21 protein-coding genes are annotated in these 20724 nt (G+C 69.4%); 9 read left to right on the plus strand and 12 right to left on the minus strand.

Features of this window, described 5'->3' with window-relative positions; genetic code table 11:
- Nucleotides 1-32: 32 nt before the first annotated feature.
- The 3 genes from ABD108_RS03970 to ABD108_RS03980 all read left to right on the plus strand — a co-directional run bounded on the left by ABD108_RS03970 (nucleotide 33) and on the right by ABD108_RS03980 (nucleotide 4012).
- On the plus strand, nucleotides 33-1682 hold the full coding sequence (locus ABD108_RS03970; protein ID WP_343929445.1) for an HNH endonuclease signature motif containing protein: 1650 nt from the start codon (nucleotides 33-35) through the stop codon (nucleotides 1680-1682).
- 95 nt (nucleotides 1683-1777) lie between these two features.
- On the plus strand, nucleotides 1778-3220 hold the full coding sequence (locus tag ABD108_RS03975) for an APC family permease (RefSeq protein ID WP_343929447.1): 1443 nt from the start codon (nucleotides 1778-1780) through the stop codon (nucleotides 3218-3220).
- 12 nt (nucleotides 3221-3232) lie between these two features.
- Nucleotides 3233-4012 (plus strand): carbon-nitrogen hydrolase family protein, encoded by a 780-nt coding sequence (locus ABD108_RS03980; protein WP_343929449.1) that lies wholly within the window; start codon nucleotides 3233-3235, stop codon nucleotides 4010-4012.
- A gap of 27 nt (nucleotides 4013-4039) precedes the next feature.
- On the opposite strand, the gene ABD108_RS03985 is transcribed toward ABD108_RS03980, so the two are convergent.
- From ABD108_RS03985 to ABD108_RS04010, 6 genes are read right to left on the minus strand one after another with little or no spacing between them, the layout of a single operon-like run.
- The gene (locus ABD108_RS03985; RefSeq protein ID WP_305110099.1) at nucleotides 4040-4306 is read right to left on the minus strand and encodes a hypothetical protein; all 267 of its coding nucleotides are present in this window, start codon (nucleotides 4304-4306) and stop codon (nucleotides 4040-4042) included.
- Nucleotides 4306-5043: an SDR family NAD(P)-dependent oxidoreductase gene (locus ABD108_RS03990; RefSeq protein WP_343929451.1), complete on the minus strand. Its 738-nt coding sequence runs from the start codon at nucleotides 5041-5043 to the stop codon at nucleotides 4306-4308. The genes ABD108_RS03985 and ABD108_RS03990 overlap by 1 nt, the downstream gene beginning before the upstream one ends.
- A 13-nt stretch (nucleotides 5044-5056) precedes the next feature.
- Nucleotides 5057-5821, minus strand: a complete 765-nt coding sequence (locus tag ABD108_RS03995; RefSeq protein WP_220656492.1) for an SDR family NAD(P)-dependent oxidoreductase — start codon at nucleotides 5819-5821, stop codon at nucleotides 5057-5059.
- Nucleotides 5818-7197 (minus strand): MFS transporter, encoded by a 1380-nt coding sequence (locus tag ABD108_RS04000; protein WP_343929453.1) that lies wholly within the window; start codon nucleotides 7195-7197, stop codon nucleotides 5818-5820. Before ABD108_RS04000 ends, ABD108_RS03995 begins: the two co-directional genes overlap by 4 nt.
- Before the next feature lie 60 nt (nucleotides 7198-7257).
- Nucleotides 7258-8136 carry a polysaccharide deacetylase family protein gene (locus ABD108_RS04005; RefSeq protein WP_343929455.1) on the minus strand — a complete coding sequence of 293 codons (879 nt, stop codon included), beginning with the start codon at nucleotides 8134-8136 and terminating at the stop codon, nucleotides 7258-7260.
- 3 nt (nucleotides 8137-8139) lie between these two features.
- Nucleotides 8140-9144, minus strand: a complete 1005-nt coding sequence (locus tag ABD108_RS04010; RefSeq protein ID WP_220656495.1) for an asparaginase — start codon at nucleotides 9142-9144, stop codon at nucleotides 8140-8142.
- A 166-nt stretch (nucleotides 9145-9310) separates the two neighbouring features.
- Here ABD108_RS04010 and ABD108_RS04015 point away from each other — a divergent pair, with 166 nt between their 5' ends.
- Complete coding sequence (locus ABD108_RS04015) at nucleotides 9311-10318, plus strand: LacI family DNA-binding transcriptional regulator (protein ID WP_305110402.1); 1008 nt, start codon at nucleotides 9311-9313, stop codon at nucleotides 10316-10318.
- A 73-nt stretch (nucleotides 10319-10391) separates the two neighbouring features.
- Nucleotides 10392-11456, plus strand: a complete 1065-nt coding sequence (locus tag ABD108_RS04020) for a tartrate dehydrogenase (RefSeq protein WP_343929457.1) — start codon at nucleotides 10392-10394, stop codon at nucleotides 11454-11456.
- A gap of 4 nt (nucleotides 11457-11460) precedes the next feature.
- Here ABD108_RS04020 and ABD108_RS04025 read toward each other — a convergent pair whose 3' ends face one another.
- Nucleotides 11461-12759, minus strand: coding sequence for a phytoene desaturase family protein (locus tag ABD108_RS04025; RefSeq protein ID WP_343929459.1), 1299 nt, complete (start codon nucleotides 12757-12759; stop codon nucleotides 11461-11463).
- A gap of 37 nt (nucleotides 12760-12796) precedes the next feature.
- Between ABD108_RS04025 and ABD108_RS04030 the strand changes: the two genes are divergently transcribed.
- Nucleotides 12797-13966: a pyridoxal phosphate-dependent aminotransferase gene (locus ABD108_RS04030; protein ID WP_343929461.1), complete on the plus strand. Its 1170-nt coding sequence runs from the start codon at nucleotides 12797-12799 to the stop codon at nucleotides 13964-13966.
- Here ABD108_RS04030 and ABD108_RS04035 read toward each other — a convergent pair.
- Nucleotides 13959-14945 carry an LLM class F420-dependent oxidoreductase gene (locus ABD108_RS04035; protein WP_305110104.1) on the minus strand — a complete coding sequence of 329 codons (987 nt, stop codon included), beginning with the start codon at nucleotides 14943-14945 and terminating at the stop codon, nucleotides 13959-13961. The two genes, ABD108_RS04030 and ABD108_RS04035, sit on opposite strands and share 8 nt — an antisense overlap.
- Nucleotides 14946-15003: 58 nt before the next feature.
- Between ABD108_RS04035 and ABD108_RS04040 the strand changes: the two genes are divergently transcribed.
- Nucleotides 15004-15585: an alpha-ketoglutarate-dependent dioxygenase AlkB gene (locus tag ABD108_RS04040; RefSeq protein WP_343929463.1), complete on the plus strand. Its 582-nt coding sequence runs from the start codon at nucleotides 15004-15006 to the stop codon at nucleotides 15583-15585.
- A 55-nt stretch (nucleotides 15586-15640) separates the two neighbouring features.
- A complete protein-coding gene (locus ABD108_RS04045) occupies nucleotides 15641-16387 on the plus strand; it encodes a GntR family transcriptional regulator (protein WP_305110106.1) in 747 nt (248 codons plus the stop codon).
- Nucleotides 16388-16390: 3 nt separating this feature from the next.
- Here ABD108_RS04045 and ABD108_RS04050 read toward each other — a convergent pair whose 3' ends face one another.
- The 4 genes from ABD108_RS04050 to ABD108_RS04065 all read right to left on the minus strand — a co-directional run bounded on the left by ABD108_RS04050 (nucleotide 16391) and on the right by ABD108_RS04065 (nucleotide 19385).
- Complete coding sequence (locus ABD108_RS04050) at nucleotides 16391-17194, minus strand: Abi-alpha family protein (protein ID WP_343929465.1); 804 nt, start codon at nucleotides 17192-17194, stop codon at nucleotides 16391-16393.
- Between the two features lie 5 nt (nucleotides 17195-17199).
- The gene (locus ABD108_RS04055) at nucleotides 17200-18474 is read right to left on the minus strand and encodes a DUF445 domain-containing protein (protein WP_220656503.1); all 1275 of its coding nucleotides are present in this window, start codon (nucleotides 18472-18474) and stop codon (nucleotides 17200-17202) included.
- A 234-nt stretch (nucleotides 18475-18708) separates the two neighbouring features.
- Nucleotides 18709-19161, minus strand: coding sequence for a PTS sugar transporter subunit IIA (locus ABD108_RS04060; protein ID WP_343929467.1), 453 nt, complete (start codon nucleotides 19159-19161; stop codon nucleotides 18709-18711).
- On the minus strand, nucleotides 19158-19385 hold the full coding sequence (locus ABD108_RS04065) for a PTS sugar transporter subunit IIB (RefSeq protein ID WP_304941241.1): 228 nt from the start codon (nucleotides 19383-19385) through the stop codon (nucleotides 19158-19160). Before ABD108_RS04065 ends, ABD108_RS04060 begins: the two co-directional genes overlap by 4 nt.
- 106 nt (nucleotides 19386-19491) lie before the next feature.
- On the opposite strand from ABD108_RS04065, the gene ABD108_RS04070 reads away from it, so the two are divergent.
- Complete coding sequence (locus ABD108_RS04070) at nucleotides 19492-20724, plus strand: PTS transporter subunit EIIC (RefSeq protein WP_343929469.1); 1233 nt, start codon at nucleotides 19492-19494, stop codon at nucleotides 20722-20724.

Genomic DNA, 20724 nt, shown 5'->3' on the forward strand with positions numbered 1-20724 from the left:
AATGCAGGCTCATCGGGGGTAATATCGAACATATGAGCTACGATGACGCTTTCGATCTCGGACGGCGGGTCACACGCCCCGTGCCCGCCGAGATCGCCGGCGCATCGGATCACACTCCGTCCTCGGCGCTGGCCCGCCTCCGCCGGATCACCGCCGAGGTCAATCGTCTGGAGGCCGAACGGCACGCGGTGCTCTCTCAGCTCTACGCCCTGCGGGAGGAGGCCCGCGCCGTGCGGGTGGAGTCCGATCGTCGGTTCGTCGACGATTGGGACGAGTTGGTCGCCGAGGCGGGTGCCGCCCTGGGAACTGGTCGCGGTGCGGCCTCCGCCGCCCTCCATCGCAGCCTGGACCTGCGTGAACGGTTCCCGCGGGTGTTCGCACTGTTCGCGCGCGGCGCGATCGGCATGGTGCAGGTGCGGGCGGCGCTCCGCGCGGCGGTCGCGGTGCTGGAAGACGAGGTGGCCGCGGCACTCGACACGCGGCTCGCCGCCTGGCTCCTCGCGCGCGAGGGCACCACGGTGACGGGCCCGGCGGTGGAACAGGCCGCCACGCAGATCCTGGTCGAGCTCGATCGAGATGCGGTTCCCGAGCGGCCACCCACCGCCCCGTCGGCCCGGCTGGACTTCCACGCCCGGAGCGACGGAGCGGTCGACCTGGAGGTGGTGCTGGACAGGGCGCAGGCGATCCGGCTGTCGAAGCCGATCAACGACGTCGCCCGAACGGTGTGCCGCCGGGACGGCCGGACCCTCGCCGAGCGACAGGTCGACGCGCTGGTCGCACTCGCCGAGGGCTACGAGACGCTGGGCTGCCGATGCGGGAACGAGGAGTGCACCCACCGCGAGGCGCGCCCCCGCACCGGCGCGGTCGCGCAGAACCTCAAGGCTCTCGCCGTCATCGTGCTGAACGAGTCCGCCGCGATCACGCCCGGCGGGCGGCCGACACCGGCTGCCCCGGCCGCGCCCGGAGGCGCCGTCGTCGTCACCGACGATCCGGGGCTCTCCGGCCCCGTCACCGCCGATCAGGCGCGGGCGTTGATCGGTACCTGCGATACCTCGGTGCGGGTGCTCGGCCGCCGCGATCCCACCACCGGGAAGATCCACGCCACCGGCGCCACCGGGTACCGGCCCACGCAGTACCAGCTCCTCGTGCTGCGTCTCACCTACCCCACCTGCGTCTTCCCGGGGTGTTCGGTGCCGTCGTCGGCCTGCCAGATCGACCACGTCACCGAGTACGACCACCGCGCGCCGGCCGTGGGCGGGCAGACGGAGATCGGGAACCTGGTGCCGCTCTGCGGCTTCCACCACAGGATCAAGACGGAGGGCGGGTGGATCTCCGATGTGCTGCCCGGCGGTGGCGTCGAGTGGCGCCATCCCACGGGCGCCGTGTGGGTGGTGCCGCCGGGCTCCGCGACGGATCTGATCCCGGGGCTCGGCTCCCTGGTCTGGGACACGCCTGCGCGCACCACCGGGCGAGCATCGTCCGCGCCGAACGGTTTCGAGAACCACGCCCGCCGCCGGGCCGCACAGCGCCGTCGCCTCCGCGCGCTGCATCGTCGCCTCCGCCACGCCCGCCGGAGCGAGCGCGCGGCCCAGCGCGAGGAGGCGAGCCACGAAGCGGCACAGCGCACGGCCCAGCGGCTCGGGATTCCACCGCCGGAGCCGCCGCGGGCGCCGCCGTTCTGAGGATGAATCGGCAAGCGGACCAGAGCATCGTCGGGCACAATGAGCGCCACCGCGCACCGGAATCCACGACCGGTCCGTACCGGAGGGCTGCACCGATGCCATCACCAGACACCACGGACTCCACCCGCCCGAGTGCTCGCCTCAACGGCACCTTGGGGGTGACGGGGATCGTCTTCATGGTGATCGCGGCCGCGGCGCCGCTCACCGTGATCGCCGGCAACGTCCCGATCGCGATCGGCCTCGGCCCCGGCGCGGGTGCGCCGGTCGGCTTCCTCATCGCCGCCGCGGTGCTGCTGGTCTTCTCGGTGGGTTTCGTCGCGATGACCCCGTTCGTCGCCGAGGCCGGCGCATTCTTCTCGTACGTCACCGCGGGCCTCGGCCCGCGTCCCGGGCTGGGCTCCGCCTACACCGCGCTCGTCGCCTACACCGCCATCCAGGTGGGGATCTACGGCTATTTCGGCTGGGCGGCCGACAATCTCATGCGGTACTACGGCGGGCCGGAACTGCCCTGGTGGCTGTGGGCCGCCGGGCTGATCCTCGTGGTCGGAGCGCTCGGCTACCGCCAGATCGATCTCAGCGCGAAGGTCCTCGGGGTCGCGCTGGTGCTGGAGATCGCGGTGGTCGTGGTGCTCGACGTGGTGGTCGTCGCGCGCGGCGGCGCCGAGGGCATCAGCGCGAGCTCCTTCTCGCCGTCCGCGATCACCTCGGGCCCACTGGGAATCGCGGTCCTGTTCGCCCTCACCGGATTCATCGGCTTCGAGGCCACGGCCGTGTTCCGCGACGAGGCACGCGATCCCGCGCGCACCATTCCCCGGGCCACCTACGCGGCGGTCACCATCATCGGTGTCTTCTACGCGATCTCGGCGTGGGCCGTCGTCGAGGCGTGGGGGCCGTCGAAGGTACGCGACGTCGCCAACGCCTCCCTGGCGAGCGGGGACAGCATGCTGCTCACCACGGTGCGCGACTATCTCGGGCCGATCCTGCACGATGTGACGCAGGTGCTCCTGGTCACGAGTCTGTTCGCGTGTGCACTGTCCTTCCACAACATCATCGCCCGCTACCAGTTCGTCCTCGCCGGGAAGACCGTTTTCCCCGCCCCGCTCGCCCGGGTGCACGGGCGGCACGGTTCGCCGCACCTGTCGTCGGGAGTCCAAACGGTGACCGCAGCGGCCTGCGTCGCCGCCTTCGCGGTGTCCGGGGTGAGCCCCCTGGTGGGGGTCTTCGGATCGATGGCGGGCGTGTCGACCGTCGGGATGATCCTGTTGCTCCTGCTCACCTCGATCGCCGTGCCCGCCTACTTCTTCCGGCATCCGCACGATCGAGCGGGCCGGGTCCTGCAGACCTACGTCCTTCCGGTGATCGCGGTGGTGGCACTGCTCGCCTGTCTGGTGATCGTGCTCGACAACTTCACCCTCGTCACCGGCCAGTCCGCGGGGCTGAGCGCGGTGCTCGCCGCGGTGCCGGTGGTGGCCTTCGTGATCGGATTCGCGACGCGGTCGTCGCGCCGCCTGGCCGTCGACTCCGCGGGCGAGAACTGACAGGATGATCGAATGAGCAGCGTGAAGATCGCCGCATTGCAGGCGGAATCGGTTCCCGGAAGCCCGGAGGAGAACCTCGCCGTGATCGCCCGGGCCGCCGAGGAGGCGCGGGAAGCGGGCTGCGAGCTGCTGATCACGCCCGAGTTGTTCACCACGGGCTACGTTCTGGGTCCCGAGCCGATGCGCGGTTTCGCCCACGTCGGTCTCGCGGACCGCGTCGCGGGGATCGCCGGCGGCGTGGGGATCGGGGTGATCGCGGTGCTCCCCGAGGCCGACGGCGACGCCGTCTACAACACGGCCTTCCTGTTCTCACCCGAGGGCGAGATCCTGGCGAGGCACCGCAAGACGCACCTGTTCGGCGACCTCGACCGGTCGATGTTCGCTCCCGGCGAGACGGCGGTGAACCCCGTTGACTTCCAGGGGGTTCGCATCGCCATGTTCATCTGCTACGACGTGGAGTTCCCCGAGAACGTGCGGCTCGCCGCGGATGCCGGCGCACACCTGGTGGCGGTCCCCACCGCACAGATGGAGCCCTTCGCCATCGTCGCCGACGTGGTCGTCCGCACCCGGGCGTGGGAGAACCAGGTGTACCTGGCGTACGTCAACCACGAGGGCCACGACCAGGACCTGACCTACGTGGGGCGCAGCAGTATCGTCGGGCCCGACGGCGAGGTGCTCGCCTCGGCCGGGCGCGGAACCCGGCTGATCACCGCCACCGTCGATACGGAGGCGGTCAGCGCGGCGCAGGCGGCCAATCCGTATCTGACCGATCGCCGCCGCGACCTGTACTAACCTCGCGGGCGCCACTCGCCGAGCGGCTCAGTCCGATTCGGCGAGTCCGGCGTTCACGATGTCGGCCGTCGGCAGCCCCGAGCGGATGCTCACCTCGTGGACCAGGGAATCGAAGGTGCGGCACACGCTGGTCACGCCGGTGGGACCGCTGACCACCCAGCCCATCGTGATGGGCCGGACCACGTCCCGGTGCAGGACACCCGAGAGCCTGCGGGCCACGGCGGCCCGGTTGCGCGGTCCGGTCACCCGATCGGCGGCCCACTCCGGCGGGGCTCCACCGCATCCGCCGCACATCAGGGCATCACGTCGCCGGAGTTGGGGCCGAGCACCTGTCCGACGTAGAGATTGCCTCCCGGATCGGATGCCAGCAGTACGGCGGTCGGCGCGACCTCCGCGGGCGTTCCGAACCTGCCGAGCGGGAGTTCGGCGCGTTTTGCGCGCTTCCAGTCGTCGTCGATGCCGGCCACCATCGGGGTGTCGATGGGTCCGGGCGCGATCGCGTTGACCAGGACGCCGTGCGGTGCCGCCTCCAGCGCGATCGACTTCGTCATCGCGATGACCCCCGCCTTGGCCGCCGCGTAGTGCGCGAGCGAGGCCCCGCCCTTGATCGCGAGCTGCGAGGCGATGTTGATGATCCGGCCGCGTCGCTGCGCAAGCATCGGGCGCAGCGCCGACCGATTCAACAGGAAGACACTGGTCAGATCGACGTCGAGGGTCTCGCGCCACTGTGTCGCCGTCATCTCGGACGCCGGCGATTGGGTGAGGATGCCGTGCGCGCACACCAGGATGTCGAGGCCGCCGTCGGCGGTCGCAACGGTGGACACCGCCCGCTCCACATCGGCCTCGGACGTGGCGTCGAGCACCTCGCTCCGCAGCGCACCGACCTCGTCGCGCACCGCGACCACCCGTTCGTCGCGATCGACCACGGTGACGGCCGCCCCGGCGGCGACGAAGGCCTCCGCGATGGCGCGGCCGATCCCCGACGCGGCACCGGTGACGATGGCACTACGCCCCTGCAAGACATCGGTCATCTCGTTCTCCTCGTCAATCCCGCATGGCGGTGGTGAGTGCGCCGTCGACCACGATCGCCTGACCGCTCACGTACGACGCCCGGGCACTGGACAGGAAGGCGATGACCTCGCCGACCTCGCGCGGATGGCCCACGCGTCCCCACGGGATGTAGCCGCCGGCGCGGTCGAGCCCCTCGGGCCCCAGAGAATTGACGGCATCGCTCGACTGCGGCGTGCGGATCAGACCCGGGATCACCGCGTTGGCGCGGATGCCGCGCGGGCCGTATTCGACGGCCAGGCTGCGGATCAGCCCGATCACGCCGGCCTTGGCCGTCGCGTAGTGGGCGTGTTCCTGCCAGCCGTACACGCCACCGGCGATCGATGAGATGGCGGTAACCGAGCCACCACTACCCATGTGCCGCAGTCCTGCTCGTGCCGTGCGCATCACCCCGTGCAGGTCCACATCCATCATCGCGTGCCACTGCTCGTCGGTCAGCGAGTCGAATGCCGCTTCGCGGAGGATTCCCGCGTTCGCGACCGCGTGGTCGATCCGGCCCCACTCCGACATCAGGGTCCGGGCGAATCGGTCCACCGACTCGGTCGAGGACACGTCGACCTCGACGATCAGGCCCTCTCCCCCGGCCTCCCGGACAGCGCGCAGGGTGATCTCGGGATCGTGCGGATCACCACTGAACGTGCCGATTCCCACGCGGACACCCTGTTCGGCGAGGCACACCGCGGTCGCGGCACCGATTCCGGACGCCGCACCGGTGATCATCGCGACGGGCCGCTCGGTCATGCCGCCACCTCGACGCCGTCGGAAGGGCCCTGCGTGCGCGTCCCGCCCGGAGCCGGCGGATCTGTCACCTTGCGTGCACCGAGAACCATCAGCGCCGATGCGAGGGCTCCGGCCGCGCCCACCCACAGTGCCGCCGTGGAGTAGTCGACCGAGGCGGCCGTGAGAGCGGTCAGCAGGATGCCGGCGATGATCGCGCCGGGCTGCGACATGGCTCCGATGAACGAACTCCCCGTTGCGCGGCAATCGGTATCGAAGCACTCCGCCTGGAAGAACATGATCGCCGCATACGGCCCGAGCAGGAAGAACAGGCCCATCATGTAGGTCACGAGCACGAAGGCCTGGTCGGATGGACCGAGCATCATCGCGGCGAAGAACAGGCCGGCGAGCGACCAGCCGACGGCGATCGTGTTGCGACGCCCGAACCGATCGCCCGCCCAGCCGTGGGCGAGGTACCCCGCCACGGCCACCACGTTCGACAGCACGACCAGCAGCAGTGTGCTCGAGGCGTCGATGCCCTTGCCCTTCTCGAGCACCGTGGTTCCCAGGACCGAGAAGGTCTGGATGGCGAACCAGTTCAGCATCCACGCGAGCGAGAGCACCACGGTGTTCCTCAGGTGCTTACCGGTGAAGATCCGCTTGAGCGGTGCGGCGGTCTGCTCGACGGTGCCGGTGGCCGCGGCGAGCGCGTCGGCCTCGTCGTTCTTGCCGGCCTTCCGCAGCTGCCGGACGTTCTGCTGCGCCTCGAACTGCGGGCTCTCCTTGAGGGTCCGGCACACCAGGGCCACGATCACGGCGGGAATCGCGGCGAGCAGGAAGGCGATCCGCCAGGAGTCCACGCCGAAGACCGCGGTCACGAGGGCGACGAATCCCGCCGCCAGCAAGGCGCCCGCGGGCCAGCCGGTCTGGACCATCGAGTACACGAAGCCCCGGCGCTTCTTGATCTGCTCGTCCTCGGTCACCTCGTAGAGCTCGTTGAGATAGGTGGCGTTGACGGACTGTTCGGCGAGACCGAGCCCGCTCACGGACCGCACGCCGACCAGGGAGGCCGCGTTGAACGCCGCCGCCGTGGCCAGCGACGATGCCGCGGTACCGCCGACCGAGATGATCATTCCCTTGCGCCGGCCCAGCTTGTCGACCATCGGGCCGACGAGCAGCACGACGATGGCGGTGCCGATGCTGACGAAGGTGGAGATGAGCAGGGCGTAGCTGGTACTCCACCCGAAGGACGCCTCGATCCGCGGCAGCAGCGTGCCGAAGAGGATGAAGTCGTACACCGCGATGGTCCACGCGAAGAAGGCGATTCCCGACGCACGCCGGGTCTCCGCACCGGTCACCCGACGCAGGCCCGGAACCGGGGGGTTGGCTGATTCAGACATAGTCGTGCTCTCTGATGAGGTGGGAGGGGGGTGCGCCGGATGCCGGCACGGGGTGCTCGCTCAGACGCGGGGTCGGCGGGTCCGGAAGTCCTGGGCGATGGCGTCGAAGGTGGACCAACGGACGCCCTCGTGGGAGCTGATGTGGTCGATCAGGCGCTCCAGCATGAGGAGCACCTGCGGGCGGCCCGCCACATCCGGGTGGATGGTGAAGGTGAAGACGGCGTAGTCACTCTCGCGGTAGACCCAGTCGAACTGGTCCCGCCACATCTGCTCGATATCGCGCGGGTTCACGAAGCCGTGGCTGTTCGGGCTGCCCTTGATGAACATCATCGGCGGCAGATCGTCGAGGTACCAGCTCGCCGGGATCTCGATCAGATCGGTCTCCTCGCCGCGGACGAGGGGTTTCATCCAGGCGGCGGCGGGCTTGTCGTAGTCGATCGGGGTCCACGTGTCGCCGACGCGCACGTAGTACGGCTCGAAGTCGCGGTGCATGAGGGAGTGGTCGTAGGCGATGCCGCGCTCGATGAGCAGTTCGTTGGTCACCTTGCTGAATTCCCACCACGGCGCGACGTACCCGGTGGGCCGCTTGCCGGTGCGGGTCTGGATGAGATCGATGCAGTGGTCGAGGATCTCGGATTCCTGCTCGCGGGTCATCGCGATGGGGTTCTCGTGGCTGTATCCGTGCAGCCCGATCTCGTGGCCGGCGGCCACCACCGCGTCGAACTGCTCGGGGAAGGTCTCGATCGAGTGGCCCGGCCAGAACCAGGTGGCGGGGAGCTCGTATTTGGCGAGCAGCGAGTTGAGCCGGGGCACACCGACTTCGCCGGCGAAGATGCCGCGCGAGATGTCGCCCGGTGAGTTCTCTCCACCGTACGAGCCGAGCCATCCGCCGACGGCATCGACATCGATGCCGAAGGCGACGAAGATCTCCTTGGTCATGAATCAGTCCTCCTGGTTGTTCGCGTAGACGTCGATCAGGGAAGTGGCGTTGTCCGCCCGGAGCATGTGATGGGAGAGCAAGAGCGCCAGCAGTATCCGGACCTGGGTGGCCGGCAGTCCGGATGCGGCGGGTATGCCGGCGGCCACGAGATCGGCCCCGCCGCCGTTGCCGTAGACGCCCGCCACCGGCCCCTCGGGCACCCGGGTGGACAGCACCAGCGCGGTGCCCGCCGCCAGGAGGTCGGTGGCCGCGGAGACCACATCGGGGTTCGCGTTGCCGATGCCGGTGCCGGCGATCACCACACCGGTGGCGCCCACGGCCACGGCGGCGCGCAGCAGTGCGTCGTCCGCGCCCGGATACATCTCGACGAGGTCGACCCGGGTGCGATCGAAGTCGCTGGTGGGGCGCGGCAGGGGCTTGGGCCGGCGCGGCGCCGAGGCGATGACCACGGTGTCGCCGCGGATCTCGCCGACTCCCGCGCCGAGCACCGAATCGAAGGCCGCGAGGGCCGTTGTGTGGATCTTGCGAGTTCCGCGGGCCGGCAGGACGCGACCCGCGAAGACGATCAGGACCCCCAGGTCACGAGCGTCCGGGGACGCCGCGACGCGCACCGCGTCCGCGAGGTTGCGCCGGCCGTCGCCGTCGGCGGCATCCTGCGGTCGCTGTGCGCCGGTCAGCACCACCGGCCGCGGATCGTCGTGCACCAGGTCGAGCAGGATCGCGGTCTCCTCCAGGGTGTCGGTGCCGTGCGTGATCACGACGCCGTCCACGCGGTCCTCCCCACCCCGGGCCAAGACCTCGGCAACGGCATCGCTGATCTCGCGCATGTGCCCGAGAGTGAGCCGGTAGGAGCCCACCGTCATCAGGTCGATGGTGTCGGTGCGGACGTCCCGGACACCGGCGTCGGCCAGGAGGGTCGCGCCGGTTCGATTGGCGACCACACCGCCCTCGGTGGCCGTCGACGCGATCGTCCCGCCGGTCGCAATGACCGCTACTCGTGCTTGCATGACGACGAGTGAACCACGTCACAAACGATTGCGGCAATCGTTTGTGTAAATTTGCTCAAACGTTTGTGTAACGCCTCGCGCCCAGCGGTGCGTCTGTAGTGTTGGCGTCCATGACCAGGGAGGAGCACCCGTGAAAGCAGCACGGCGAGGCACGCTGACCCTCCGGATGCTCGCCGACGAGCTCGGTGTGAGCCCGTCGACGGTGTCCCGGGTGCTGAACGCCGACGGCGACGATGCGTTGCGCTGGGCATCGACCGATACCGTGGCCCGCATCCGCGCCCTCGCACAGGAGCAGGGCTACTCCCCCAATCCGCAGGCCTCCAGCCTGCGCACCCGCCGCTCCGGGCTCATCGGCGTGCTCGTTCCCCGCCTGCAGGACTACGTGCTCGCCACCATCTACGAGGGCATCGAAGAGGCCGCCAGCGAATCCGGGCAGTCGACCTTCGTCACCAACTCGCTCGATCTCATCGACAACCAGCGCGCCCGGACGCAGATGATGATCGACCGACGGGTCGACGGGATGATCTTCGGCGACGCGCATCTGGACCACGCCTTCCTCGACGAGGTGCACCGGCACGGGCTCCCCTTCGTCCTCACATCCCGGCACTCCGGGGACTACCCGGCGGCCACCGTCGATGACGTCAAGGGCGGACGCCTCGTGGGCGAACACCTGGCCTCGACCGGCCGTCGCGATATCGCGATCCTCGCCGGACTCGAATTCGCGTCCACCGCACAGGACCGGACCTCGGGAGCACGGCAGGCACTGTCCGAACACGGAATCCACGTTCCCGACGATCGCGTCGTGTACTCGAGTTTCGATCCCGCCGGTGGCCGCGCGGGGATGGAGCGCATCCTGGCGAACGGCCCGGTTCCGGATGCGGTCTTCGCGACCAACGACTTCGCCGCCCTGGGCGCCTTCGGCGCGCTCCGCGATCGCGGTATCCGCGTTCCCGACGATGTGGCGCTCGTGGGCTACAACGACACCCCGCTCGCGGACGGCGGCGCCGTCGCTCTGACCACCGTGCGCTCACCCATGCACGAGATGGGCCGCCAAGCGATGCGATTGCTCACCGAGGTGCTGTCGGGCGGCACCCCCGAATCGGTCTTGATGGAACCCGAACTCGTGGTCCGCCGCAGTAGCGATCCCGATGCCGCGCGGCGCGGCACCGTCTGAGACCAGCAGATCCTCCGGCCGCCGGATGCAGCCGGCGCACCGTCCCTCACCGAATCGATCAGGAGACCAGTCCATGAGCACCGCACCCATTTCGTACACCGTCGATGTCATCGCCGGCGACGGCATCGGCCTGGAGGTCATGCCCGCGGCCATCGACTGTGTGGACACCCTCGCGTCCCGGTTCGACTTCCAGGTCACCTGGCGACACCGCGAGTGGGGCTCGGACTACTACCGCGCCCACGGACGCATGATGCCCGTCGACGGGATCGACCAGCTCGCCAGCGGCGATGCCACGCTGCTGGGAGCCGTGGGGGCCGAGGACATCCCGGACGATGTCACGCTGTGGGGCCTGCTCATCCCGATCCGGCGCGAATTCGACCAGTACATCAATCTGCGACCGATCCGGATCCTGCCGGGCGTCGATTCGCCGCTCGCCGGTGTCGAGGAACTCGATATCGTGGTGGTCCGCGAGAACGTGGAGGGCGAGTACTCGGAGATCGGCGGCCGGTTCCACCGGGGCCGTCCCGAGGAGACCGCGATCCAGGAGGCGGTGTTCACCCGCGCCGGCGTCACTCGGGTCGCGGAATACGCCGCGGCACAAGCCCTCGCACGCAGCGGGAAGCTGGTCTCGGCGACGAAGTCCAACGGGATCATCCACACCATGCCCTTCTGGGACGAGGTGGTGGCCGAGGTCGTCGCCGCCACTCCCGGGGTGAGCGTCGAGAAGGTGCTCATCGATGCGCTCGCCGCCCGCCTGGTGCTCAAGCCGCACAGCGTGGATGTGATCGTCGCATCGAATCTCTTCGGCGACATCCTGTCCGACCTCGTGGCCGCCATCGCCGGCTCGATCGGCATCGCCCCCAGCGGCAATCTCAACCCCGCGCGGCGGTACCCGTCGATGTTCGAGCCCGTGCACGGGTCCGCACCCGATATCGCGGGCCGCAACCTGGCCAATCCCGTCGGCCAGATGTGGGCAGCGGCGATGATGCTCGACCACTTCGGGGAGAACGCCGCCTCGGCCGCGTTGATGACGGGCGTGGAAGCGGTTCTCGCGTCGGGTACCCGCACCCGCGACCTCGGCGGAACCGCGGGCACCGACGAGTTCAGCAAGGCCGTGATCGACCAGCTCCGGCGGTAGTCCGCTACCCCAGTGCGCGGAGGGCGGCGCGGGCCGCGTGCCAGCCCACCATGCCGTGCACGCCGGGTGCGCCGGCGGCGGAGGAACACAGGTACACCCGGTCGGTGAGCCGGTAGGGATCGAAGAGCCTCGGCCGCCGTACCAGCTGCGTGGGTATCGCTGCGCCGGCGGCGATATCGCCGCCCACCAGGTTGGCGTTCGAGGCCTGCAGCTGTGCCGGACCCACGGACCGGACCTCGATGATCCGCTCCCGCACCCCGAGGGCGTGCCGCTCCACCTCGGCGATGATCGACTCGGTGAGATCGCCGGGGAAACCGTTGGGACAGTGCACGTACATCGACACCGGCACCAGTGCCCCCGAGCACCGCGACGGATCGGCGAGGTACTGCTGGGACAGGATCATCACGGGCCGCTCGGGCATCCGCCCGCGGTTGACCATGAGCTCCTTGTGCGCGATCTCGGACGCGGTCCCGCCCAGATGCACGAAGGCCGCGGCGTGCAATTCCTCCTGTGCCCAGGGGATCCCGTCCTCCAACACCAGGTCCACCTTGAACGCGGCGGGGCCGAACCGCCACCGTCGGGCGCGGCGGCGCAGCCACCCGGGCGCGCGCGAGCCCAAGAGCTCCCGCGCGGCGGGCAGCCCGGTGTCTAGCACCACGAGATCGGCATCCGGCAACCGGTCCACGCGCTCGCCGGTACGGATGGTGCCGCCGTGCCCCTCCACGATCCGGGCCAGACCGTCCGAGATCATCTGCGATCCGCCGACCGGCACCGGCCAGGGGCGCACCCCGGACAGCAGGTAGCCGATCGAGCTGGTCATCGGGAGGTGCTGCGGGGTGATCGAATGCGCCGCCACCCCGGCGAAGACGGCGCCGCCGACCCGGCCGAGGGCGCGCGCCGTGACCGATGCGGGCAGCGCGAACCGCGGGCCCCAGCGCAGCGCCGCCGCGGGGTGCTGCGGCACCTCGGGGAGCGGGCCGAAGAACGCCGGCATCACCTCGGGGCCGCAGTCGGGGACATCGGCCAGAGTGCCCACCGCATCGACCAGCGGGTGCGCCACGTCGATCGGGGCGGTCGCCCACTGAATGTCCAGCCCCACGTCGCGCAGCGCGGGCGAGGCGTAGGCGAGCGGGTGACCGGTGGAGAAGCGATCGATCACGGTGCCGTGCAGCGTGTCGGACCGGCAGGCGCCGCCGAGGGTGGTCGCGGCCTCCAGCACCGTCACGTCCAGGCCCTCGCGGGCCAGGACGGCGGCCGCGGTGAGCCCGTTGGGTCCGGATCCGACGACGACGGCGGAGGTCATGCCCCCACACTATCCAGCGCGGCGATACCGTGAGGGCATGCGCACCGTGCACCGGCTCCAGCCTTTCATGTCCACGATCTTCGCCGAGATCTCGACACTCGCCACCGAGCACGATGCGGTGAACCTGGGGCAGGGCTTCCCGGACACCGACGGTCCCGCGGGCATGCTGCGCGCCGCGAAGGACGCGATCGACGGCGGCCTCAACCAGTACCCGCCGGGCGACGGCCTGCCGGAGCTGCGCCGCGCCGTCGCCGCGCAGGTGGAGCGGGATTACGGACTGAGCTACGACCCGAACGGCGAGGTGCTGGTGACCGTGGGCGCCTCGGAGGGGATCGCCGCGGCCGTCCTCGGCCTCGTGGAGCCCGGCCGCGAGGTGATCCTCATCGAGCCCTTCTACGACTCCTACGCCGCCACGGTGGCGCTGGCCGGTGCGCACCGCGTGGTGGTGCCGCTGATCGAGGACGGCGACCGGTACCGCCTCGACCCCGAACTGCTGCGGGCCGCGGTCACCGACAAGACCGCCGCGATCATCATCAACTCCCCGCACAACCCCACCGGCACCGTGCTCTCCGACGAGGATCTGGCCGCCGTCGCCGCGCTCTGCGTGGAGCGCGATCTGCTGTGCTTCACCGATGAGGTGTACGAGCACCTGTTGTTCGACGGCCGCGTGCACCGCCCGCTGGCGGCCTTCGAGGGCATGCGCGAGCGCACCGTCCGGATCTCGGGAGCGGCCAAGTCCTTCAACGTGACCGGCTGGAAGGTCGGCTGGATCACGGCGCCGCGGGAGCTGGCGGACGCCTGCCGGGCCGCGAAGCAGTGGCTCACCTTCACCGGTGCCGCCCCGCTGCAGCACGCGGTGGCGTACGCCCTCGACACCGAGGGCGCCTGGCTGGAGCAGCTCGCACCGGATCTGCAGTCCAAGCGGGACCTGCTCACCACGGCCCTGCGCGACAACGGATTCACCGTGCACCCGGCCGAGGGCACGTACTTCGTGTGCGCCGATGCGCGCGGCCTGGGCTACGACGATGCCGGCGACCTGTGCCGCGCGATGCCCGAACAGATCGGCGTGGCCGCGGTACCGGTGAGTGCGCTCGCCGACGACCACGACCGCTGGGGGCACCTGATCCGGTTCGCCTTCAGCAAGCAGGCCGATGTGCTGGCCGAAGGGGTGCGCCGGCTGGCGACGCTCCCCCACCGGATCAGCTGAGCGCGGGGATCACCTCGCGTTCGAAGAGCTCCAGACCCGAACGGTCGTAGGCGATCTCGGGGAAGTAGCAGATCGCATAGGTCATCCCCTGCGCCTCGAGCTTGCGCAGGTTGTCCACGATCTCACCGGGGGTACCCACGCCGGGCATACCGGCGAAGGCCCCCATCGAGGCGTCGGCGGCCTCGATGGGCGCGTACTCGGAGTAGCGGCGGCGCACCTCGTCGAGCCGGGCCTGCACATCGGTGGCGTTCTCGGCGATCGCGATGTTGTAGTTCGCCGAGCGGGTGATGGCATCGAAATCGGTGCCCACCTCGGCGCAGTGCTGCCGCAGGATCTCGGACTTGTGGGCGAAGCCCTCGTAGGTGCCGTCGAAGTTGGTGTACTGCGCGTACTGCGCGGCGATCCGCAGCGTCTTCTTCTCGCCGCCGCCGGCGATCCACAGCGGGATGCCGCCGTCCTGCAGCGGGCGGGGCTCGCAGATCGCACCGTCCACCTGGTAGTACTTGCCGTCCAGCGTGGCCGACCCCTCGGTCCAGGCCTGGCGCATGATCTGCACGCCCTCGTCGAGGCGGCCGAGCCGCTCGCCCGCGGAGGGGAAACCGTAGCCGTAGGCCCGCCACTCGTGCTCGTACCAGCCGCCGCCGATGCCCATCTGGGTGCGGCCGCCGGAGATCAGGTCCACGGTGGCGGCCACCTTGGCGAGGTAGGCCGGGTTGCGGTAGCTCATGGCGGTGCACATCTGGCCGAGCTTCACCCGGTTCGTGGTGGCCGCGAACGCGGCCATCAGGCTCCACGCCTCGTGGGTGGCCTCGCGGGTGGGCACCGGCACGGTGTGGAAGTGGTCGTAGACCCAGACGGAGTCCCACGGGCCGGCGTCGGCGTGCTGCGCGAGGCCGTTCATGGTGGACCACTGGTCTGCGGGGTCGATGCCGACGAGATCGAGTCGCCAGCCTTGCGGGATGAAGAGTCCGAAGCGCACGGGTCCACCCTACGGATGTCGCTCGGACCTGTCAGTGGGTCGGCGTACCGTCGGCGGCATGCAGGACGGTCTGTTCGAGGTGGCTGCGCAGCGCCGGGAACTGAAGGACGGGGCGTGGCTGGACGTGCGCACCGGCTGGCAGCCGGAGCCGGACGAGTTGTTCGCCGCGCTCGCCCGCGATGTGCCGTGGGTCGAGGAGCGCCGCCGCATGTACGACCGCACGCTCCCGGTGCCGCGGCTGCTGCGCTACTACGACACCGGGGCGGCGCTGCCGCATCCCGCGCTCGGCGCGGCGAGGGACCGGCTCACCGAGATGTACTGGGACGATCTGCGCGAGCCCTTCACCTCGGTGGGCCTGTGCCTGTACCGGGACGGGTCCGATTCGGTGGCCTGGCACGGCGACACCATCGGTCGCGGCGCCACGCACGACACCGTGGTCGCGATCGTCTCGCTCGGCTCCACCCGCCCGTTCCTGATGCGCCCGCGGGGCGGCGGGGCCAGCAAGCGGCTCACGGTGGGGCACGGCGATCTGCTCGCGATGGGCGGTTCGGCGCAGCGCACGTGGGAGCACGCCGTCCCGAAGGTGCCCGATGCGGGGCCCCGGATCAGCGTGCAGTTCCGGGTGGCCGGGGTGCGCTGACGGGCAACCCCACCAATCGCATACTGGTCATTACCTCGTGTGCCAAGATGTGGTTATGTCCGCGAACGATGCCCGGACGGTCGCGATCTCGGACGGCCCGGTCCCCAAACACGAGCAGTTGCGCGCGCTCATCGAGAAGCGCTGCGCCGCGGAGCTGGCTCCGGGGTCCGCGCTCCCCAGTGAGCGGCAACTGTGCGAGGAGTACGGGGTCTCGCGGATCACGGTGCGGGAGGCGCTGCGCCAGCTCGTCGCGGAGGGGACCCTGGTGCGGATCCGCGGCAAGGGCACCTTCGTGGCCGATCACCCCGCGCGCTCGCACCTGCACCTCGCGTCCTTCCACGAGGACATGCGCCGGCTCGGCCGCGTCCCCACCACCACGGTGCTGCAGACCGAGCTGCGGGTGCCGCCACCGTCGACCACCTCGGCCCTCGGCCTGCGCGCGGCCGACCGCGCCTTCCACGTCAAGCGGCTGCGGATCGCCGACGGGGTGCCGATGTCCGTGGACGACGCCTGGTACCCCGAGTTCGTGGCGCCGGACCTGACGGAACACGAACTGACGCAGTCGATCTACGAACTGCTGCGGATCGAGTACGGCCGCCCGATCGACCACGCCGAGCAGTCGATCGGCGCGATCGCGGCGAAGGGCGAGCTGGCGCGCCTGCTCGACGTGCCCGCCGGCGCTCCCCTGCTGGCCTTCGACCGCGTCTCGTTCTCCGGCGCGGTGCGGGTGGAGCATTCGTACTCCTGGTACCGATCCGACCGGTACCGGGTGCAGATGACGGTGACCGATCCGGCCCAGTAGCGGCTAGGCGAAGCTGAAGCAGTTCGCGCAGAAATCGGTTCCCAGCGGGGTGATCTCGATCCGGCGCCGCACGGTCTTGGCGTACCGTCCGGCGTTGCCGATCGCCTCCACCACCATCGACTGCACCTGCAGCAGCTCGTAGCGCTGCACCTGCACCTGCTCCTTGGAGAACCAGATCAGGCCCAGCCGGTGCAGGTTGCCGAGGTACACGGCGATGTGGTCCTGGTGCCGGCAGCCGGCCACCTCGGCGATCATCGACAGGCCCGCGGCCACGGTCTCCGAGCCCACCCCGAAGGGCCGGTTGGTGCGCACGTCCACGGCGGGCTGCGGGCCCTCGCGGTGCAGCAGTCGCAGGATGCGGGCCTCGTCGGGCGCGATCTGCTCGAGGATGTGGGCGTACGCCGGGTGCGGCCCCTCGGTGCACGCCTTCGCCGCCGAGCGTGCGAGCAGTCGGTCGCCGGCGCGCCGCAGCTCGTCCCGGCTCGGGCCGGTGGGCTCGTCGTCGGGATCGTCGTCGTCGACCACCTCGCCGTGCACCACCACGTGCGGCACCTGCTCGACGGTGCGCGCCACGTCCACCAGATGTTCGGCCTCGGAGACGAAGTGCCGGGTGAGGCGCTGCGCGGAGCCGCCTACCTCGCGGCCGAAGCTGAACGCCGAGTTCGACGCCCGGCCCACGAGGCCGAGCAGCCCGCCGGATTCCTCCGGCCGATCCGCGGTCTCGGGGACCTGCGCATCGCGCGCCACCAGTTCGCGCCCCTCGGCGTCGGCCGCGGGGGTCGTGGTCGACCGGGACTTCTCGCTCACGTCTGTCACACTCCGAAAATCGCTAGATGGAGGAACCCGGCCGCCGAGCCCAGCACCGCGCCGTGCAGGAACAACAGCCACTCGTCCTGTTTGATGGCCGAGCGCAGCAGCTCACTGAGGTCCTCGGGCCGCAGGATGCTCATCCGTGCGACCACGAACTCGCGGACCTTGGTCTGCTGCTGGGCGGCGAACTCGGGATCGCTCACGGTCTGCTCGGCCACCTTGATGGCCTCCGCTCCGGCCAGCTGCGGCACCCGCTCGTAGGTGTCGTAACCCACCGAGAGCTTGACCACGCCGCGCGCCCAGCCCGAGGCCTTGTCGACCGAATCGCGGAGCACGGATTCGACGGTGGCGCGGGTGCGGTCCGAGCGAGGGCCGTGGAGCAACTCGTCGCAGATGTTCTCCACGGTGACCACCTGATCGGCCATGACGGTGGCGTACTGCTCGGCGATCTCCTGGCGGCGCTTGAGGAACAGTCCCTGGCGCCACGGCACCCAGCGGTTCGAATGCAGCGGTTCGAAGATCATCGTCAGGCCCACGTAGTTCACCACGTAGCCGATCACGATCCCGCCCACCGGCAGCAGCCACCAGTAGGGAAAGAAATGGAGTAGACCAACCAGAACGAAACCCATCGGATATCCGAAATAGAATCCGAAGTTCTGCATGAACAACAATTCTTTGCGGCCGACGTTGTAGAAGATGTCCTTGAGCACCTTCGGATTCGCCGAGAGGTAGCGGATCACCATCAGTTTCGCGTCGATGTAATCGTCGATGTTCTCGCCGATGGTGGAGGTGATCTTTCGGACGTCGGTGGGCAACGAGGCCGCCACCCGGCGGTACACGAGAAGGCGCACGTCCTCGGGAAGCGAGTACCACAGCCGCGGATTCTCGCGCCGCATGATCCCCTCGACGATGGACGGGATCTCGGGCAGCGCGGCGCGGGTGAGTTGCTCGGAGATGTACTCCGGATCCATCACCTCGTAGAACTGCGCAATGCTTCCGACCTTGGACAACGACTTGTCCACGGCGATGCTCGCCATCTTCTCGGCGCGCGAGGGGACGATGCCCTGCCAGCCCACCCTGCCGTCGGCCCGGATGGCCGGGATCACCTGCACCCGGCGGGGCAGGAACGGATAGAGGGTGGCCACCCCGGGAACCTTGACGCCGTAAAAACGTTTCGGCTCGAACAGCATGAGAATGCCGGTCCAGTTGGTGATGTAACCGATGATGCCGGTGAACAGCGGAATGGTGATCAACTGCTCGATCAGGTGCCAATTCACCACGCGCACCCGATCGGTCCGTAGACCGCTTTCGCCCCGCTCACCACATATCCTCCGTACCGCCGCCGGACCGCGAAACAATCCGTCCCACGAATCATTCCCGACCGCCAATCACCACACTTCGCGGGCAACTGTACTCAATGAAGTGAGAGGTTTGGACCGTCTGTCGATCACACATCGTCGGTTTCGACGCTGTCGACGTGGAGATCGATTCCCCGGCAGGCATTTTCGGGTTCAGACCGAGAAGATCACATCTCCGGCGGCCACATCGCGCTCCGCCGGAGCGGCGATCGTGTCCGGCTTCGAATCCATGAGCACCACGGGGCAGATCGCACTGAGTCCGCGTTCGCGGATCAGTGCGGGCGAGAACGAGATCAGCGGATCCCCGGCGGCCACGGTCGCCTTCTCGGCGGCGAGCAGAGTGAATCCCTCGCCCTGCAGATTCACGGTGTCGATCCCGACGTGCACCAGGATTCCGGCACCGGCGCCGAGCACGATGGCCGCGTGCGGATGCAGCTTGAGCACGGTTCCGGCGATCGGCGAGACCACCACCACGTCGGCACCGTCGGCACCGTCGGTCGGCTCGATCGCGACGCCGGAGCCCACCATCTGGCCCGCGAACACCTGGTCGGGCACGGCCGAGAGGGGGACGAGCCGCCCGGTCACCGGGGCGAGCACGTCCGTCACAGCAGGTCCTGGATGTCCTCGGCGAGTGCGTCGGCGGTCGGTCCCACCACCACCTGGACCGCGGACCCCGCGACCATCACGCCGTGCGAGAGCTTCTTCAGGGCGGCCTGGTCGACCTTGGAGGTGTCCTTCACCTCGCACCGCAGGCGGGTGATGCAGCCCTCCACCTCTTCGATGTTGTCCGCACCGCCGAGCCCGTCCACGATGTCCTGCGCTGTGGCCATGATCGCCGCCTCCTGATCGAGAGTTGTGGGGAAAGCGACTCGCGCAGCCCCAACTGGTTATAACCTGTCGTCATCCTAGTGGGCCTGCACGCGACAGGAGCGAAAAATGAGTTCCTCATCCGGATCCGGTATATCAGCACGGCGGCTCGATCTGAGCGGTCTGCAGAAACTCGGCCGCAGCCTGATGCTGCCGATCGCGGTCCTCCCCGCGGCCGGACTGCTCCTGCGCCTCGGCCAGGACGACATGCTGGGCCGCTTCGATTCGATGAAGACCGTCGCGGCGGTGATCGGCGGCGCGGGCAACGCCCTCATCTCGAACCTGCCGATCCTGTTCGCGGTGGGCATCGCGATCGGCTGGGCCAAGAAGGCCGACGGTTCCACCGCGCTCGCCGCGCTGGTCGGGTACCTCTCCTTCCAGGCGGTCGAGAAGGCCATGTCGCCGGTGGTGCTCGCCGGCAAGGTCGACAAGGCCGGCGATCCCGCCGTGGTCGACTACGGAGTGCTCGGCGGCATCGTCATCGGCATCATGTCGGCGGTGCTGTGGCAGCGGTACTACCGCACCAAGCTGCCCGATTACATCGGCTTCTTCTCGGGCCGCCGCCTGGTGCCGATCCTCACCGCGTCCGGCGCCATCGTTGTGGGCGTGATCATGTCCTTCGCCTACCCGGTGTTCAACTGGGCGCTCACCGGCCTGGGCACCTGGGTGGCCGAGAACTCGGTGGTGGGCGGCGGCGTCTTCGGCGCGGTCAACCGGCTGCTGCTCCCGCTCGGCCTGCACCACATCATCAACTCCGTGGTCTGGTTCGTGCTGGGCGACTACACGACGTCGACCGGTGAAGTGGTGCACGGCGACATCTCGCGGTTCCTCCAGGGCGATCCCACCGCCGGCACGTTCATGACCGGGTTCTTCCCGATCATGATGTTCGGCCTGCCCGCCGCGGCGTTCGCCATCTACCGCTGCGCCAAGCCGGAGAACCGCAAGACGGTGGGCGGCATCATGGTCTCCGTCGCGCTCACCAGCTTCCTCACCGGCATCACCGAGCCGCTGGAGTTCTCCTTCATCTTCGTCGCCTGGCCGCTGCTGCTGATCCACGCGCTGCTCACCGGCAGCTCCCTGCTGATCTCGAACTGGCTCGACATCCATCACGGTTTCACCTTCTCGGCCGGATTCATCGACTACGTCCTGAATTTCGGCAAGGCGACCAACCCGCTGTGGATCATCCCGATGGGCCTGATCTACGCCGTGATCTACTACTTCTCGTTCAGTTTCATCATCAAGCGGCGGAATCTGAAGACCCCCGGCCGCGAGGACGACGACGAGGCCGAGGTGACCGCTTGA

It is taken from the genome of Tsukamurella strandjordii, assembly GCF_039525985.1.
GTDB lineage: Bacteria > Actinomycetota > Actinomycetes > Mycobacteriales > Mycobacteriaceae > Tsukamurella > Tsukamurella strandjordii.